At 33.0% G+C, this 14,811-nt stretch carries 15 protein-coding genes; all 15 read left to right on the top strand.

Annotated features, from left to right (window positions below; genetic code table 11):
• Positions 1 to 14: 14 nt before the first annotated feature.
• Positions 15 to 1,268, top strand: a complete 1,254-nt coding sequence (locus ACZ446_RS07205) for a competence/damage-inducible protein A (RefSeq protein ID WP_464391913.1) — start codon at positions 15 to 17, stop codon at positions 1,266 to 1,268.
• Positions 1,261 to 2,466 (top strand): tetratricopeptide repeat protein, encoded by a 1,206-nt coding sequence (locus ACZ446_RS07200; protein WP_464391912.1) that lies wholly within the window; start codon positions 1,261 to 1,263, stop codon positions 2,464 to 2,466. Before ACZ446_RS07205 ends, ACZ446_RS07200 begins: the two co-directional genes overlap by 8 nt.
• Positions 2,467 to 2,478: 12 nt before the next feature.
• Complete coding sequence (gene thpR / locus ACZ446_RS07195; RefSeq protein WP_464391911.1) at positions 2,479 to 3,021, top strand: RNA 2',3'-cyclic phosphodiesterase; 543 nt, start codon at positions 2,479 to 2,481, stop codon at positions 3,019 to 3,021.
• Between the two features lie 93 nt (positions 3,022 to 3,114).
• A complete protein-coding gene (gene recA, locus ACZ446_RS07190; RefSeq protein ID WP_464391910.1) occupies positions 3,115 to 4,158 on the top strand; it encodes a recombinase RecA in 1,044 nt (347 codons plus the stop codon).
• A 6-nt stretch (positions 4,159 to 4,164) separates the two neighbouring features.
• Positions 4,165 to 4,626, top strand: a complete 462-nt coding sequence (locus ACZ446_RS07185) for a regulatory protein RecX (protein ID WP_464391909.1) — start codon at positions 4,165 to 4,167, stop codon at positions 4,624 to 4,626.
• Positions 4,627 to 4,768: 142 nt separating this feature from the next.
• Positions 4,769 to 6,313 carry a ribonuclease Y gene (rny, locus tag ACZ446_RS07180; protein WP_464391908.1) on the top strand — a complete coding sequence of 515 codons (1,545 nt, stop codon included), beginning with the start codon at positions 4,769 to 4,771 and terminating at the stop codon, positions 6,311 to 6,313.
• 84 nt (positions 6,314 to 6,397) lie between these two features.
• Entirely contained in the window at positions 6,398 to 7,174 is a 777-nt protein-coding gene (locus ACZ446_RS07175) for a TIGR00282 family metallophosphoesterase (RefSeq protein WP_464391907.1), read from the top strand.
• 95 nt (positions 7,175 to 7,269) lie between these two features.
• On the top strand, positions 7,270 to 7,530 hold the full coding sequence (locus tag ACZ446_RS07170) for a stage V sporulation protein S (RefSeq protein ID WP_464391906.1): 261 nt from the start codon (positions 7,270 to 7,272) through the stop codon (positions 7,528 to 7,530).
• Positions 7,531 to 7,737: 207 nt separating this feature from the next.
• Positions 7,738 to 8,415 carry a response regulator transcription factor gene (locus tag ACZ446_RS07165; RefSeq protein ID WP_464391905.1) on the top strand — a complete coding sequence of 226 codons (678 nt, stop codon included), beginning with the start codon at positions 7,738 to 7,740 and terminating at the stop codon, positions 8,413 to 8,415.
• Positions 8,415 to 9,815, top strand: coding sequence for a sensor histidine kinase (locus ACZ446_RS07160; RefSeq protein WP_464391904.1), 1,401 nt, complete (start codon positions 8,415 to 8,417; stop codon positions 9,813 to 9,815). Before ACZ446_RS07165 ends, ACZ446_RS07160 begins: the two co-directional genes overlap by 1 nt.
• Before the next feature lie 78 nt (positions 9,816 to 9,893).
• Positions 9,894 to 10,553, top strand: coding sequence for a MotA/TolQ/ExbB proton channel family protein (locus ACZ446_RS07155; RefSeq protein WP_464391903.1), 660 nt, complete (start codon positions 9,894 to 9,896; stop codon positions 10,551 to 10,553).
• Positions 10,534 to 10,938, top strand: coding sequence for an ExbD/TolR family protein (locus tag ACZ446_RS07150; RefSeq protein WP_464391902.1), 405 nt, complete (start codon positions 10,534 to 10,536; stop codon positions 10,936 to 10,938). The genes ACZ446_RS07155 and ACZ446_RS07150 overlap by 20 nt, the downstream gene beginning before the upstream one ends.
• Positions 10,939 to 10,953: 15 nt before the next feature.
• Entirely contained in the window at positions 10,954 to 12,042 is a 1,089-nt protein-coding gene (locus ACZ446_RS07145) for a TonB family protein (RefSeq protein WP_464391901.1), read from the top strand.
• Between the two features lie 6 nt (positions 12,043 to 12,048).
• Complete coding sequence (locus tag ACZ446_RS07140; RefSeq protein ID WP_464391900.1) at positions 12,049 to 14,043, top strand: COG1361 family protein; 1,995 nt, start codon at positions 12,049 to 12,051, stop codon at positions 14,041 to 14,043.
• Positions 14,044 to 14,772: an S-layer homology domain-containing protein gene (locus tag ACZ446_RS07135; protein ID WP_464391899.1), complete on the top strand. Its 729-nt coding sequence runs from the start codon at positions 14,044 to 14,046 to the stop codon at positions 14,770 to 14,772. It begins immediately after the preceding gene.
• Positions 14,773 to 14,811: the final 39 nt, after the last annotated feature.

Genomic DNA, 14,811 nt, shown 5'->3' with positions numbered 1-14,811 from the left:
AAGAGGTGGAAATATTGAGAGCAGCAATAGTAGCAACAGGATCGGAATTGATTAGTGGACTTGTACAGGACAGCAATTCACAATTTTTAGCTAAAAATTTAAATGATTTAGGCTTTAAAATAGAAAATATTTGTATTTGTGGTGATGAAAAAGAAAAGATTAAAAAAACTATTTCAAAAGCTTCAGAAAATGCAGACTTGATTTTTATTACAGGTGGACTTGGGCCTACTAAAGATGATAAGACTAAAGAAGCGTTTGCAGAAGCAGTGAATTTAGAGCTTCAGTATTCTGAAGAAATCGAAAATAAGCTAAAAGGCATCTTTTGCAATCACGAATCTCAGATGACATCAAATAATTTATCACAGGCCTTTTTCCCAACTGGAGCTGAGATTATTGAAAACAGTCGAGGTACAGCTCCTGCATTAAAAGTAAAAGTTGATAAAAAATTGTTTTATTTATTACCAGGTGTGCCATCTGAATTAAAATATTTATTTAAAAATAAAATTAGTCCCCAGATAGTTAAGCTAACTAAAAATAATTTGTTAATAAAAGAATTTAACTTTATTGGTATTGGAGAATCAACACTTGCTTCAGAAGTGGAAAAATTAGAACTTAACCCAGCTTTAGAAATTAGCTATCAGGCTGGAAAAGCAGAGGTGAAGTTGAGGCTTAAAATTGACAGTGATCAGGTTAATGATCAAAAATTAAAAGCAAAGATTATCAATAATGCTTCTGAAAAAATTAAAAGTAATTTTAAAAATTATATTTATGGAGAAGATGCAGAAGATATTTTGTCTAAAGTTCATAAGTTATTAATTTCTAAAAAACTCAGTATTTCAACTGCTGAGTCTTTTACGGGTGGATTGTTAGCTAAAAGATTAACAGAAAAAGGTGGCAGTTCTCAATATTTTTGGGGCTCTATTGTTGCTTATAATAAAAAAATAAAAGAAAATCTATTAAACATTGACCGTGAATTTTTAAAAAAGTTTGGTGTTGTTAGTGAAAAATGTGTGATTAAAATGGCAGAAAATGCAGCTGAAATCTTTAAAACTGATCTTGTAATAGCCACAACAGGAGCAGCAGGCCCTTCGGATCATAATGGTAAAAGTGCAGGAACAATGCACTTAGCCATATATTATCAGGGTGAAATAAAAACCTTTAAATTGTTAAAAAATTACGGAAGAAAAATGAATCGTTTTTATACATCTCAAATCGCTCTTTTTGAAATTTATAAGCTCATTAAAGAAAGTGAGGAAAATAATGTTTAAAAAATTTATTAATTTAATTTTAATTTTAGTATTAATATTTTCATTTTCTGGTTTAGTTTTGGCTCAGGAGGGACCTGACACGGCAGCTAAAACAGCTTCAGAAATATTCTCTGAAGCCTTAAATGATTACAACCAGGGTAATTATGCACTGGCGGAAGAAAAATTTAATAACTTAATTGAGAACCACGAACTTGATGAAGGACTGAAATTTAGCGTTTTATATTATTCAACTATGACTGCTGTTAACAGAAATCAGTCAGCTAAAGCTGTCAATTATTTAGAAAGAATGAATGATCTGGGTTATCAAAGCGGTAGACTAAATTGGCGAATTGGAGAACTTTATTTAAATAAGAACAACCAATTTGACAGTGCAGATTTTAAGGAAGCCTTAAGATATTTAGAGACTGCAGAAAAGCTTGGAGTTGAAGAACTGCAGTTTAAGAGAGATTTAGCCTATGTTAATCTAGAAAACGATAATTTAGAGAAAGCCAAAGAATTGTATCAGCAAATAATTGATAATGATCCGACTGCAGTTGATTATTTAAATCTTGCAAAAATTGAAGAAAAAAATGAAAACTTAAATCAGGCTGTTGAGTATTATGAATCTGCTTTAGAATTAAATGGATCTCAGTCATCTTTATATTTAAATCTTGGTAATTTGTATCAGAGAATTGATAATTATAACTCAGCAGTATCAATTTTTCAGCAGGGAATTAAGTTAAGAGATGACTTTGCACCTTATTATATTGGCTTAGGAGAGAGTTATTTAGAATTAGAAAATTATGATGAGGCAGAATCTGCTTTAAAAAAAGCAGTAGAGATTAATTCTAATTCTTATTATGGTTATTATTTATTAGGCCAGGTAGAAAAGACACGCGGTAATTATGACCAGGCACTAACTTATTACAGTCAGTCACTTAAATATAATTCCAATTATGTCCAGGCTTATTTAGCAGAGGGAATAGTTCATCTGGAAAGAAAAGAAAATTATAGAGCTATTTCTAGATTCTCACTGGCAGTTGAAAAAAATCCTGAATATGCAGAAAGTCGTTATTATTTAGGTCTGGCTTATTATCGAGCAGAAATGCTGGAAGCTGCTAGAGCTGAATTGAGAAAAGCTCTGCACATTAATGATAACTATCTGGAAGCAAGGGAACTTTTAGATGAAGTTGAAGCTGAATTAGGGATCAATGGTTAAAAGGAGTAAGATATGAGACTTTTTATAGCAGCTGATATTAACAGTAGAAGTAAAAATTTAATTGAAAACAAATTGGACTTAATAAAAACTGACTTAGAATCTAATTTTAAATGGGTCAATAAAGACCAGCTGCATTTGACTCTTAAGTTCATTGGTGAAGGCTCTGAAGCTGAAAAAAATATGCTAATCAAAGCCTTAAAAAATATTAACTTTAAAGAAAAAAATAGATATATAAACTTCAATAAAATTGATGCCTTTCCAGATTTAGAAAGAGCAAAGGTCCTTTATTTAGCAGTTAGTGAAGGAAAAGAGTTTTTGAAAAGTATTCATAATAATTTAGAAGCTGAATTAAGCAAATTTGATTTTGCTGAAGATGACAGAAACTATATTCCTCATCTGACTCTGGGAAGATCGAAAAATAGATCTTTAAAAATTAAAAGTAAATTTAGAGATCCTGGTTTCATCAACATTTATGCACAAATTGAGGCAGTTACCCTTTATCAGAGTAAGTTGAAACCAGGAGGGCCAGAATATATTGAATTATTTTCCATTTAATAGAAATTGAACTTGCAATCATTAAACATTTGTTCTATAATATATTTAAAGACAAAAATTGCAGTTAAAATAAATTTGGGGAGGAAGATAAACTTGGCAACTAGTGATAAAGAAAAAGCGCTTGATAAGGCGGTTAATCGAATAGAAAAACAATTTGGTAAGGGTTCAATAATGAGGTTAGGAGATTCTCAAAGGTTAAATGTAGAAGCAATCCCTACCGGGGCTCTACCGCTGGATTTAGCATTAGGTATAGGTGGTATTCCAAAAGGAAGAATCATTGAATTATATGGTAATGAATCATCAGGTAAAACAACTTTAGCTCTGCATATCATAGCAGAAGCTCAAAAGATGGATGGAATAGCAGCTTTTATTGATGCTGAACATGCTCTTGATCCAAAATATGCAAAAAATTTAGGCGTTAATATTGACAATTTACTAATTTCACAGCCAGATAGTGGAGAAGAAGCTTTAGAAATAGGAGAAGCTCTTGTTCGCAGTAATGCAGTTGACCTGGTTGTTATTGACTCAGTTGCTGCTCTAGTTCCAAAAGCAGAATTAGAAGGTGATATGGGAGATTCTCATATGGGTCTGCAGGCTAGACTAATGTCACAGGCTATGCGTAAATTGTCAGGTGCTATCAGTAAATCAAAAGCAGCGGTGATCTTCATTAACCAGATTCGAGAAAAAATTGGGGTAATGTTCGGTAATCCGGAAACAACTCCTGGTGGTCGTGCACTCAAATTTTATTCTTCAGTTAGAATAGAAATGAGAAGGTCACAGACTATTAAAGATGGAGATAAATTGATAGGTAGTACAGCTAAAGTTAAGGTTGTTAAAAATAAAGTTGCTGCTCCTTTCAGAAACTGTCAATTTGATATAATGTATGGCACAGGTATTTCTCAATCAGGATGTATCCTTGATATGGCTGAAGAAACAGGAATTGTAGATAGAGCAGGTTCCTGGTATTCATATGGTGATGTTCGCTTAGGTCAGGGTAGACAGAATTCAAAAGAATTTTTACAGGATAACCCTGAAGTTATGGAAGAAATTGATGAAAAAATAAGAGTTAAAGTTGGTCTGATTGAAGGAGAAATTGAAGCAGAAAGTGATGAAAAGAAAGAAAAGGAAGAGGAATAATCTTAAATGGATCAGATAGATAAAGAAAAATTTTCTCAGGCAAGAAATAAAGCATTTAAACTTTTGAGCTATCGTGAAAGAACAATTAAAGAAATTGAAGATAGGTTAAGAAAAAAAGATTTTGAAGAAGAAATCATTAAAGCAGTAGTTGATTTTTTGTTAGAAAATGACTATCTTAATGAAGAACGATTTGCTGAAATGTGGATTCGTTCTCGTAAAAAACATCATCCACGCGGCCGCAAGTTAATCTATAAAGAATTAAAAAATAAAGGTGTTAACCAAAGAATTATAAATAATGCTTTGAATCAATATCTCAGCAGTCAGGAAGAGCTTGAAATGGCTGAATATCTTAAAGATAAATGGTTGCGGAGAAGAACTGAAGAAGATAGTTCCAGCTATAAATTAAAAAACTATCTGGCAAATAAGGGATTTAACTATGATTTAATTTATCAAATAACAGATAAATAATTTTTTAACAAAAGCCTGTATCTGCAGGCTTTTTCCTTTTTATACCAGATTGCACTATTTTCTTGACATAAGCCAATAAAAAAGTTAAAATATTATTAGAAAATGTAAATTAAAAATAAAAAAAACTGAATATAGACAGGGGGTGAATATTATTAATGGAGGTGTGTTTTATTTTATAATTGCCCTACCTCTCGGGATTGTAATTGGGTATTTAATTCGAAAATATATTGCGAAAGCACGTATGCAGTCTGCAGAACAAGAAGCAGAGAAGATTATCCAAGATGCAGAAAGAGATGCAAAGGCGAAAAAGAAGGAAATTACTCTTGAGGCTAAAGAAGATGCACATCAAATTCGAGAAGAAGCAAATAAAGAGAGTCAAAAAAGAAGAGACGAACTGCAGAAGTTAGAAAATAGACTGATGCATAAAGAAGAGAATCTTGATCGTAAATCTGAAAACTTAGAACGAAAAGAACAGAGCATTAAAGATCGAGATAAGAATTTGACTAAAGCTGAAGAGGAAATTGAAGAGATAAAGAAGGAACAAAAAGAGAAATTAGAAAGAATTTCTAGCTTTTCAGAAAGTGAGGCTAGAGAATATCTTTTAAATAAGGTAGAATCTGAACTAGATCATGAATATGCTAAGATGATTAAAGAAAAAGAGGCTCAGGCCAAAGAAGAATCTGAGAAAAAGGCTAGAGAGATAATATCTCTTGCCATACAGAGATCTGCAGCTGATCATGTAACAGAATCAACTGTATCTGTTGTTAATCTTCCAAATGATGATATGAAAGGTAGAATCATAGGTCGTGAAGGAAGAAATATCAGAACTTTAGAGAGTCTAACAGGAATCGATTTAATTATTGATGATACTCCTGAAGCAGTTGTTATTTCTGGTTTTGATCCTATCAGACGCGAGATTGCAAGAATTGCCTTAGAAAAGCTAATTGTTGATGGTCGAATTCACCCAGCTCGTATAGAAGAAATGGTTGAAAAGGCTGAGAAGGAATTAGATCAGCATATTAAGGAGATTGGTGAACAGGCAACCTTTGATACAGGAGTTCATGGTTTAAATCCTGAACTGGTTAAGTTGTTAGGAAGATTAAAGTTTAGAACAAGTTATGGGCAAAATGTATTACAGCATGCAATTGAAGTATCTTATTTAGCAAGTATTATGGCTGCTGAATTAGGAGCTGATGTTGCACTTGCAAGACGTGGAGGCTTACTCCATGACATCGGTAAAGCAATAGATCATGACATGGAAGGTACACATGTTGAGCTTGGTGTAGAAACTGCAAGAAAACATGGTGAAAGTGAAAAGGTAATTCATACAATTGAAGCTCATCACAATGATGTTGAGTTCAAATCAGTAGAGGCTGTTTTAGTAGCGGCTGCTGATGCGATATCAGCTGCACGACCTGGAGCTAGAAAAGAAACATTAGAGTCTTATATTAAGAGACTTGAAGAGTTAGAAGAAATTGGTGAGTCCTTTGAAGGTGTAGAAAAAGCATATGCAATACAGGCAGGACGTGAAATCAGAGTAATCGTTGAGCCTGATAAAATCAATGATATTGCAAGTACAAAAATGGTTAGAGATATTACTAAAAAGATCGAAAAAAATCTAGACTATCCTGGACAGATCAAAGTTGTTATAATTCGTGAAACCAGAGTAGTAGATTATGCTAAATAAAAATAATTAATTTTGAAATTAATGGGCTCCTCTTTGAGGAGCCTTTTGTGAATTTTAATAATAAATTTATGTGGGAGAGTTGAAATGAATATTTTATTTGTTGGAGATATTGTTGGTAGAGCTGGCAGACGGGCTGTAAGATTTTTTTTAGAGGAACTAAAAAAAGAATATAAACTTGATTTTATAATTGCAAATGGTGAAAACTCTGCTGGTGGGTTTGGAATAACTAAAAAGGTAGCTGAAGAACTTTATGGTTATGGAATCGATTTTTTTACTATGGGAAATCATACCTGGGACAATAGAGATATTTTTAATTTTATTGACCAGGATCCTAATCTAATTAGGCCTCTTAACTATCCAGATAATAACCCAGGTAAAGGCTGGCAGACTGTAGAAATTAATAATAAAAAAATTACTATTGTTAATTTGATTGGCCAGATATATATGGGTAATAATGATTCTCCCTACCATAAATTCATGGACCTTTATCCTGAAATCAAAGATTCTGATATTATTTTAGTTGATTTTCATGCAGAAGCTACAGGAGAAAAAATGGCGTTTGCGCGAGCGGTAGATGGGATGGTTACAGCTGTTATTGGAACACATACCCATGTTCAAACAAATGATGCTCAGGTTTTTCCTGAAGGCACTGCTTATATTACTGATGCTGGTTTAACAGGAGCTGTAGATTCTATTTTAGGTATGAAGCCAGAGAAAATGGTTGAAAAAATGAAAACCTCTCTACCTGTTAGTTATGAGGTAGGAACCGGCAAGGTTAAAATTGAAGCTGTTTTGCTAAAAATTGATAAAGATAGTAATTCTGTAAAGCAAATCATGGAAATAAAGAAAAATAATTTATAATTTTTCGTAAAAATGCAGGAATTTATTTTATTGATGGCTAATATATTATTAGAGGGAAATAATATTTTAGCAAATCAAGGAGGTAATAGACGAAGATGGAAATATTAAAGGTATCATCTAGTTCGAGCCCTAACAAGGTTGCTGGAGCTTTAGCCGGTGTTTTGAGAGAACAGGGGAATGCTGAACTGCAGGCTATAGGTGCCGGAGCACTTAATCAGGGTGTTAAAGCTGTAGCAATTGCAAGGGGCTTTGTAGCTCCAAGTGGTATTGATTTGATCTGTATTCCTGCCTTCACAGATATAGAAATTGATGGTGAAGAAAGAACAGCTATAAAATTAATTGTAGAACCAAGATAAATCCATTATCTGTCTGCCCTTCCGGTGGGCAGATTTTTCTTTTTTTAATCTTATTTTAACTTGTATTATTGGGGGGTTAAGTTATATAATAGATAATAGTTAGGGATTTTCACTTATCACTGAACTTCTTTAGCTGAAGAAGTTATTTAATTGGAGTTTTATTTGGTAAATTTTTAATAAATTTCAAGTATTTTTTGAGGTGTCAATATGGAAAAAATATTAATAGTAGAAGATGAAGCTAAAATTAGAAAGCTGATCAAAAGTTATCTACAAGATGATTATTCTATTTTAGAAGCAGAAGATGGAAAAAAAGCACTGGATGTTTTCAAAAATAATGAGATAGTATTAATTATTTTAGATTTAATGCTGCCGAAAATAAGTGGTGAGGAAGTCTGCCAGAAAATTAGACAGGTTTCTGATACCCCAATAATCATGTTGACAGCTAAAAGTAGTGAAGAAGATAAAATAAATGGATTTAATTATGGAGCTGATGATTATCTAAGCAAACCCTTCAGTCCCCGCGAACTTTTAATGAGAGTTAAAGCTGTTTTAAGACGCAGTAAAAACCATAAAACAGCAAGTATTATCAGCTTAAATGATGGCGAATATAAAATTTTTCCAGAAGAGATGAGAGTTAAAAAAAATAATGAAGACTGTGAGCTGACAAGTACAGAGTTTAAGTTATTAATGGCTTTGATTAATAATCCGGAACAGGTTTTAAGCCGAGAACAGTTGGCTGATCAGGTAATGGGCTTAGAATTTAGTGGTTTTGACAGAACAATTGATGCTCATATAAAAAATATTAGAAAAAAATTAGATCTTGCAAAAGACCAGTATATAGTCACCGTTTATGGGGCGGGATATAAGTTTACAGGTGATATTTAATGTCTAAACTGGGTAAAAAATTATTTATTATCTTTTTAATCCTTGTAATTTTATCCCTTTTATTAGTAGGGGTTTTTATAAGTTTTTCTGTAGGAGATAGATTTGATAGATTTATTAATCTGCAGCGTGAAGAAAACATAAGTGAACTGGCAGAAATGATAAGTGAAAATTATACTAATAATGATTTAAATAGTATTATATCTTTAGTGGAAAATTTCAGCAGAACAAATCGGACTCCAATTTGGATTGAAGATCAAAATGGAGAACTAATTTATTTCCCTGCTCAGAATAGTCAGATGTCTAATATGATGAGAAGAATGGGCATGAACAATAATATGCATATGAATCATATGAATATGTTGAGACAGCAGCCTGCTGATTTTCCAGGTCAAACTAAAAATCAGGATGTTTTTTTTGAAGGTAAAAAAGTCTTAACTCTGCACTGGAAAGAACTAAGTGGAGAAAATAAAATTGATTCAGAGTTATACAGTTATTTCAAAAACAATGTATATCGAGCAATAATTTTAAGTGCATTATTTGTAAGTTTTTTAGTAATTATTCTTTCTTTTATTTTATCAAAAAAAATTACAAGTCCACTGATCAAAGTAAAGAATGCAGCTTTAGCTGTAGCTCAAGGAAATTATCAACAAAATATTGAAAGCAAAGGAGATGACGAATTAACAGAATTAATAGAAGCTTTTAATTTGATGAGCAGAAAGCTGCATAAATTAGAAAAAATAAGAAAAGAATCAACCTCAGATTTAGCTCATGAATTAAGAACTCCTTTAACTACTATCAAAGGCTATTTGGAAGCTATAGAAGACGGAAAAATGGAAGCTGATCAAGAAACTATTAAAGAAATGCAGGAAGAAAGTCAGCGGATGACTAATTTAATTGAAAAATTAAATGAATTTGCTAATGCTCAAAATAAGATATTTAATTTAACTGAGGAAAAACTAAATTTAAATACTATTATTAAGAAGATAATTAAAAAGTACCAAAATTATTTAAATGAAAAAAATATTGAATTAGATTTAAAACTTGATCCCAAACTATATATTAAAGGCGATAAAGATAGTATATTTCAAATTTTTAATAATATTATAGAAAACGCAATAAAATATAATGTTATTAATGGAAAGATTGAGATTAGAAGTTTTAATAAACAGAACAAATTAATTATTGCAGTTAAAGACACTGGAGAAGGTATCAGCAGTAAGGATCTGCCATATATTTTCGAAAGATTTTATAGAGCAGATAAATCCAGAAATTCAAATAACCAGGGTACAGGTATTGGTTTGGCAGTAGTCAAAGAATTAATGGATGCTCAGCAGGGTGAAGTTGAAGTTGACAGCGGGAAAAACGGAACTGAATTTAGACTTATTTTTCCCTCGGTTTAGAGCAAATTAAAAATTACTATTTAAATTAAGTTTTAGAAATCAAAGCATAAAATTTATAATATTATTGATTTAAGAGGAGTGATAGGATTGGATTTTAATCGTATTTGGAATTTATTAACACTTGGTGGACCAATGACCATACCGCTTTTGATTGCATCAGTATTCAGCCTTGCTGTAATAATCGAGAAGGCCATTTTCTTTTATAGAAATAACGATAATAATGTGAGATTGATTAAAAGAATAGAAATATTAGTGGAAGAAGGAGACATTTTAAGCGCTTTAAATGAACTTAAAGGTAAAAAAGGTACAAATGCTAAACTGCTGTCAGCTGCTTTGGCTCATAATAGTGAAAATTCATCCCGCTTAAGAGAAGTTTTACAGGCGGTTGGAGAAGATGAAATCAAAAAGATGGAAAGACATTTGCCTATTTTAGATGTTATAGCAATGATTTCACCTTTGTTAGGTCTTTTAGGTACAGTTATGGGGATTATTAGCAGTTTTAACATTTTAGGTACAGCAGCAGGAGCAGCAAACCCAGCTCAAATCAGCTCCGGGATTGCAGCAGCATTAATTAGTACTGCTCTTGGATTAATTATTGCTATTCCAACTGCTATATTCTACTCTTATTTTGCTCATAAAGTAGAAAGAAAAGCCCATCAGATGAACTTAAATATGGTTGAAATTGTTGATGTGGTAAGCAGTAATAGAGGTGAAAGTGATGTTCAAAACTACTCTTAAGAAAAAAAGTTCAATTAATATAATTCCTATGATTGATGTTATATTTTTTCTTTTAGTATTTTTTATGCTCTTTACTACTTTTAGAACTACCCCAGAAGGAATTGAAATGCAGCTGCCAAAAGCTGTAACTGCTACAGAACAAAATAGTCAAAATTTTATAGTTCAAATTGATTCAGAAGGTAATTACTATTATGAAGATCAATCATTAGCTTTAAATCAGATTATATCGGAAGCAGAAGTTGCAAATAATGAAAATAATAACCTAACTATTGTAATTAGTGCTGATAAAAATACTCGTTATGAGAATGTTGTTTCGCTAATGGATGGAATGCGAAATGTTGGCATAACTAGATTGGCATTAGCAGCAGAAAAAGAAGGTAGTTAATAGGATGGTGAATTTATGCCTAATAATAACGACGATCGAAAATTATTGTTATATATAAGCATCTCAATTGTTGTACATTTTTTAATTATATACTTCCTTCCAATAGGCTTTCTGCATGGTAGTGCTCAAAGTGAAAGTGAGTTAAATGATTATGGATATGTGCAGATGGTTGATTATCAGCCAGCACCTGTAGAGGAAGAGGCTGCTGTGGAAGAAGTAGAATCAATTGAAGAACCCCCAGCAGAAGAACCAGAAGAATTTGAAGAAGTAGAAGAGGTAGTTCCTGAAGAAACCGTGGAGCCAGAAGTTGAAGAAATTGAAGCAGAGCCTGAGGCAGAAGCTCCAGCTGAAGAGGAAACAACTGAAGTAGAGCCATCTGAAAATGAAACAACTGCAGAACCGGTTAAAGAGGAAATTGAAGATGCAGCAGAAGAAACAGCTCATGCGGAAGTAGAACCTGAACAGTTAGAACCAGAAACTGAACCTGAGGCTGAATCTGTTGAAGAACCTGTTGAAGAACCTGAGACTGCTCCTGAGCCAGAAACTGAAGAAGAAGTTATGGCCAGTGAGGAAAGTGAAAGTGAAGTTGAAGTAGTTCAGGAAACAGATAGCAGTGAAAATGATGTTCAGAGTGAAGAAAGCAGCACAGCAGCTGAGGGTGATACTGCAGTTGAGGAAAGCACCAGTGCTTCTGAAGAAAATGAAGCTGAGATTTCTGAGACTGAGGAAGAAAAAATTGAAAGTTCAGCTGAGGTGGAAGAAACAGCTCCACCACCTCCCCCAACAGCAGGTGATTTAATTGGTTTAATTGAACCCCCAACTTTCCCAAAAGATTTAGTTGGAAGCCGTTCAGAAGGTACAGTTAGATTAATGGTTGAAATATCACCAGGAGGAACTGTTAATAATATTGAAGTGACTGAGTCTTCAGGTTATGATTCTATGGATCGAGTTGCTCAACTAACTTTAGAGCACGGATGGCAGTTTAAAGAATATCAACAGGCTTATAGAATCCCTGTTTCAGTAAGATATTATATAGACCAATCTGATAACAGTCAGGTAGAAGTAGATATTGGCCAGGTTGATTTTATTACCGGAGGTGAGTAGTTGTTAATGAGGAAATATAGAGATAAAAGTATAGTTTTTATTACAATGCTGCTAATTTTAAGTTTAAGCTTTACCGCAGCTGCACAGGATAACTTTTTCCAAAATGAAGATGAGCACAATAATCTTCGTTTTGGTAATGAATATATAGTAATTGTCGTTAATCAAAATCAAAATTCACAGGGGCGATTTGCTGTAGAAACTACAGGTGGTGCCCCTGCTAGAGAAAATGATGATAATAAGCCTTTAATTTATGGGCGTCCTAATCCCTGGACTTCTTATACATCACTCTGGATTAATAACGAAAAATATGTTTTTGGTGGCTCAACTGAAAGAAGAGCTGGAGATAATGCTAAATATGGAGAGGTTATTCAAGAACCAACAGTTGAGGATAATCAAATAGTTACTAAAACTAAATTTGATAATATAGTTGTTGAACAAATATTGACCATTGTTAAAAGCTCAACAACTGGTCTTGCAGATAGTGCTCAAATCCAGTATAGAGTTATCAATCAGGGAGAACAGGAAGAAAAAGTTGGTTTGAGGATAATGCTTGATACAATGCTTGGTGAAAATGATGGTGCCCCATTCAGATTGGGAGAAGCTACAATTTCACAAGATAAATTATACTATGATAAGCAGCTGGACGATTTTTGGCAGGCTTTTGATAGTGTATCAAATCCTCAGGTTACTTCACAGGGATCATTTATTGGTACTGATGTAAGTACTCCGGATAGAGTTTATTTTTCAGACTGGGGAAGTTTAGCTGATGGTGTCTGGGATTTTGATTTTAACCCAGGTCAGGAATTTATTCGTAAAGGTGAGTATGAAATTGATAGTGCAATAGCTATGTACTGGGTTCCAGAAATTATTGAGCCCGGTGGCAGCAAAACCTATATTACAAAATATGGACTTGGTGGAATAACTATTGTTCCTGGTATTCTCTCACTTGGTGTAACATCACCAGCAGAGGTTACATTAGACGAAAATAATCCTAGTTTTCCTGTAGTGGCTTATCTTGAGAATACATCAGAAATTAATGCCCGGAATGTTTCTTTAGAAATCAAACTACCCAGTAACTTTAGAGCAGATGAAATAACAAGAAATCTTGGAGATATGGAACCCGGAGATATTTCTCAAATCACCTGGAATGTTGGTGCAAGAAATTTAAGTTCTCTGCCAGAAGCTATGACTTATAGGGTAGTAGTTGATGCTGAGAATACTGATTCCAATGAGGTTGAAAGAAGAGTGAGATTTTTAGGTCCACCTGAATTAGACGCGAATATTACTCTGATGGAAGATGTTCAATCTGTTGACGGCAGACTTGAACCAAATCCATTTAGAATTCAGGCTGAAATCAATAACTTTGGAGAAACATCACTTTATGGTGTTGAAGCAGAGCTAATCCTGCCACCTGGTTTAGTAACTGCCAGTCAGGAAAAGAGTAAAAAACATCTGGGTATGTTGAGAGATGGAGAAAATATTAATGTTAATTGGGCAATTGAAGCTTTAAGAGTTGATGGAACACTACCATTTGCCTTAAAAGTTACTGGTCTTAATAATTACCAGAAAACAATTGTCGAAGAGATTAGTTTACCAGAATTAAAACCCTTAATTTTACTCAAAGAAACTATGGGCCAGCGAGATGAAGACTATTATGCTGTTGATATATTAGCTGCTAATATTTCTGAAGCTGAAAATATATCCTTTGAACTAAATTATAACAGTGATAATCTTCTTTTAACTCATATTTCTAGAGGTGATTTCTTTGTCGGAGACAACAACTTATTACCATTTAACAGACCTGACAAATCAGAGCCTGGTAAAGTTATCTTTGATCAAGAATTTCCTTTTAATAAAGCTAATGGGGTAATTGCTACTATTCATTTCAAATTAAAAAGTGACAATCCTGGTAGTATTAATATTAACAACTTAGAAGCAGTAACTGGAACTGGAGAGCAATTTCAAATTGAACAACGAAATATTATTGAGGAGGAAAATTAAATGTTTAACTATAAAAAAGTAATTTCTTTAACAGTATTATTTGTTTTAATTTTTAGTGTTGGTGCTTATGCCCAGCAGTTTGATGATGTGCCTCGTGATCACTGGGCTTATGACAGTGTTCAAACTTTAGCTGAGAGGGGATACTTAAGCCTTTATTCTGGAGAAGATTTTAATGGTGAGGAACCATTAACCAGATATGAAATGGCAGAAATAATTGCAAATGTTTTAGAAAATACAGTTGGTGGAGCAGCAGGTTCTCAAAACTTAAGTGAAGAAGATGTTGATGTTATTAGGGAGCTTTCTTTAGAATTTAGAGATGAACTGGTTACTGTTGCTGAAAGACAGAAAAATTTTGAAGAAAGATTAAATAATCTAGAAGATACAAATCAAATTCAAAATGAGGACATAGCAAATCTAAATGTAGAAATAGCAGAAATGAATGAAGATGTACAGAAAGTATCTAATTTAGAAGCAAGTGTTAACGAAATAGATGGTCAAATCGCAGCCTTAGAAGAAGAGCTAGCGGCTCTAAAAGCTGAAGGACTTTCCGGGCAGAAGCTGCAGGAACTTGAAGACAATCAGAGTGTAAATATGACCAGAATAGAAGAACTTGAAAATAGAATTGCTGTTTTAGAAGGAGAAAAAGAGGCAAAAGCTGAAGAAGATGGAGGTTCTCTAAGAACAGGTTATATTATTGGTGGTTTAGCATTATTAGCACTGCTGCTTTAAATATTTAAATAACTAATATATATTAATAATATTAATCTG

It is taken from the genome of Halanaerobium sehlinense (assembly GCF_055379485.1).
Note: the sequence above shows the minus strand (reverse complement) of the source record. Positions and strands in the feature narration are given on the sequence as shown.

Bases quoted from the DNA above. Each gene is read 5' to 3' on its own strand.
- ACZ446_RS07170 (WP_464391906.1), top strand. From the start codon at position 7,270: ATGGAAATATTAAAGGTATCATCTAGTTCGAGCCCTAACAAGGTTGCT.
- thpR (WP_464391911.1), top strand. From the start codon at position 2,479: ATGAGACTTTTTATAGCAGCTGATATTAACAGTAGAAGTAAAAATTTA.
- ACZ446_RS07200 (WP_464391912.1), top strand. From the start codon at position 1,261: ATGTTTAAAAAATTTATTAATTTAATTTTAATTTTAGTATTAATATTT.
- ACZ446_RS07160 (WP_464391904.1), top strand. From the start codon at position 8,415: ATGTCTAAACTGGGTAAAAAATTATTTATTATCTTTTTAATCCTTGTA.
- ACZ446_RS07140 (WP_464391900.1), top strand. From the start codon at position 12,049: ATGAGGAAATATAGAGATAAAAGTATAGTTTTTATTACAATGCTGCTA.
- ACZ446_RS07185 (WP_464391909.1), top strand. From the start codon at position 4,165: ATGGATCAGATAGATAAAGAAAAATTTTCTCAGGCAAGAAATAAAGCA.
- ACZ446_RS07135 (WP_464391899.1), top strand. From the start codon at position 14,044: ATGTTTAACTATAAAAAAGTAATTTCTTTAACAGTATTATTTGTTTTA.
- ACZ446_RS07145 (WP_464391901.1), top strand. From the start codon at position 10,954: ATGCCTAATAATAACGACGATCGAAAATTATTGTTATATATAAGCATC.
- ACZ446_RS07150 (WP_464391902.1), top strand. From the start codon at position 10,534: ATGTTCAAAACTACTCTTAAGAAAAAAAGTTCAATTAATATAATTCCT.
- ACZ446_RS07175 (WP_464391907.1), top strand. From the start codon at position 6,398: ATGAATATTTTATTTGTTGGAGATATTGTTGGTAGAGCTGGCAGACGG.
- ACZ446_RS07165 (WP_464391905.1), top strand. From the start codon at position 7,738: ATGGAAAAAATATTAATAGTAGAAGATGAAGCTAAAATTAGAAAGCTG.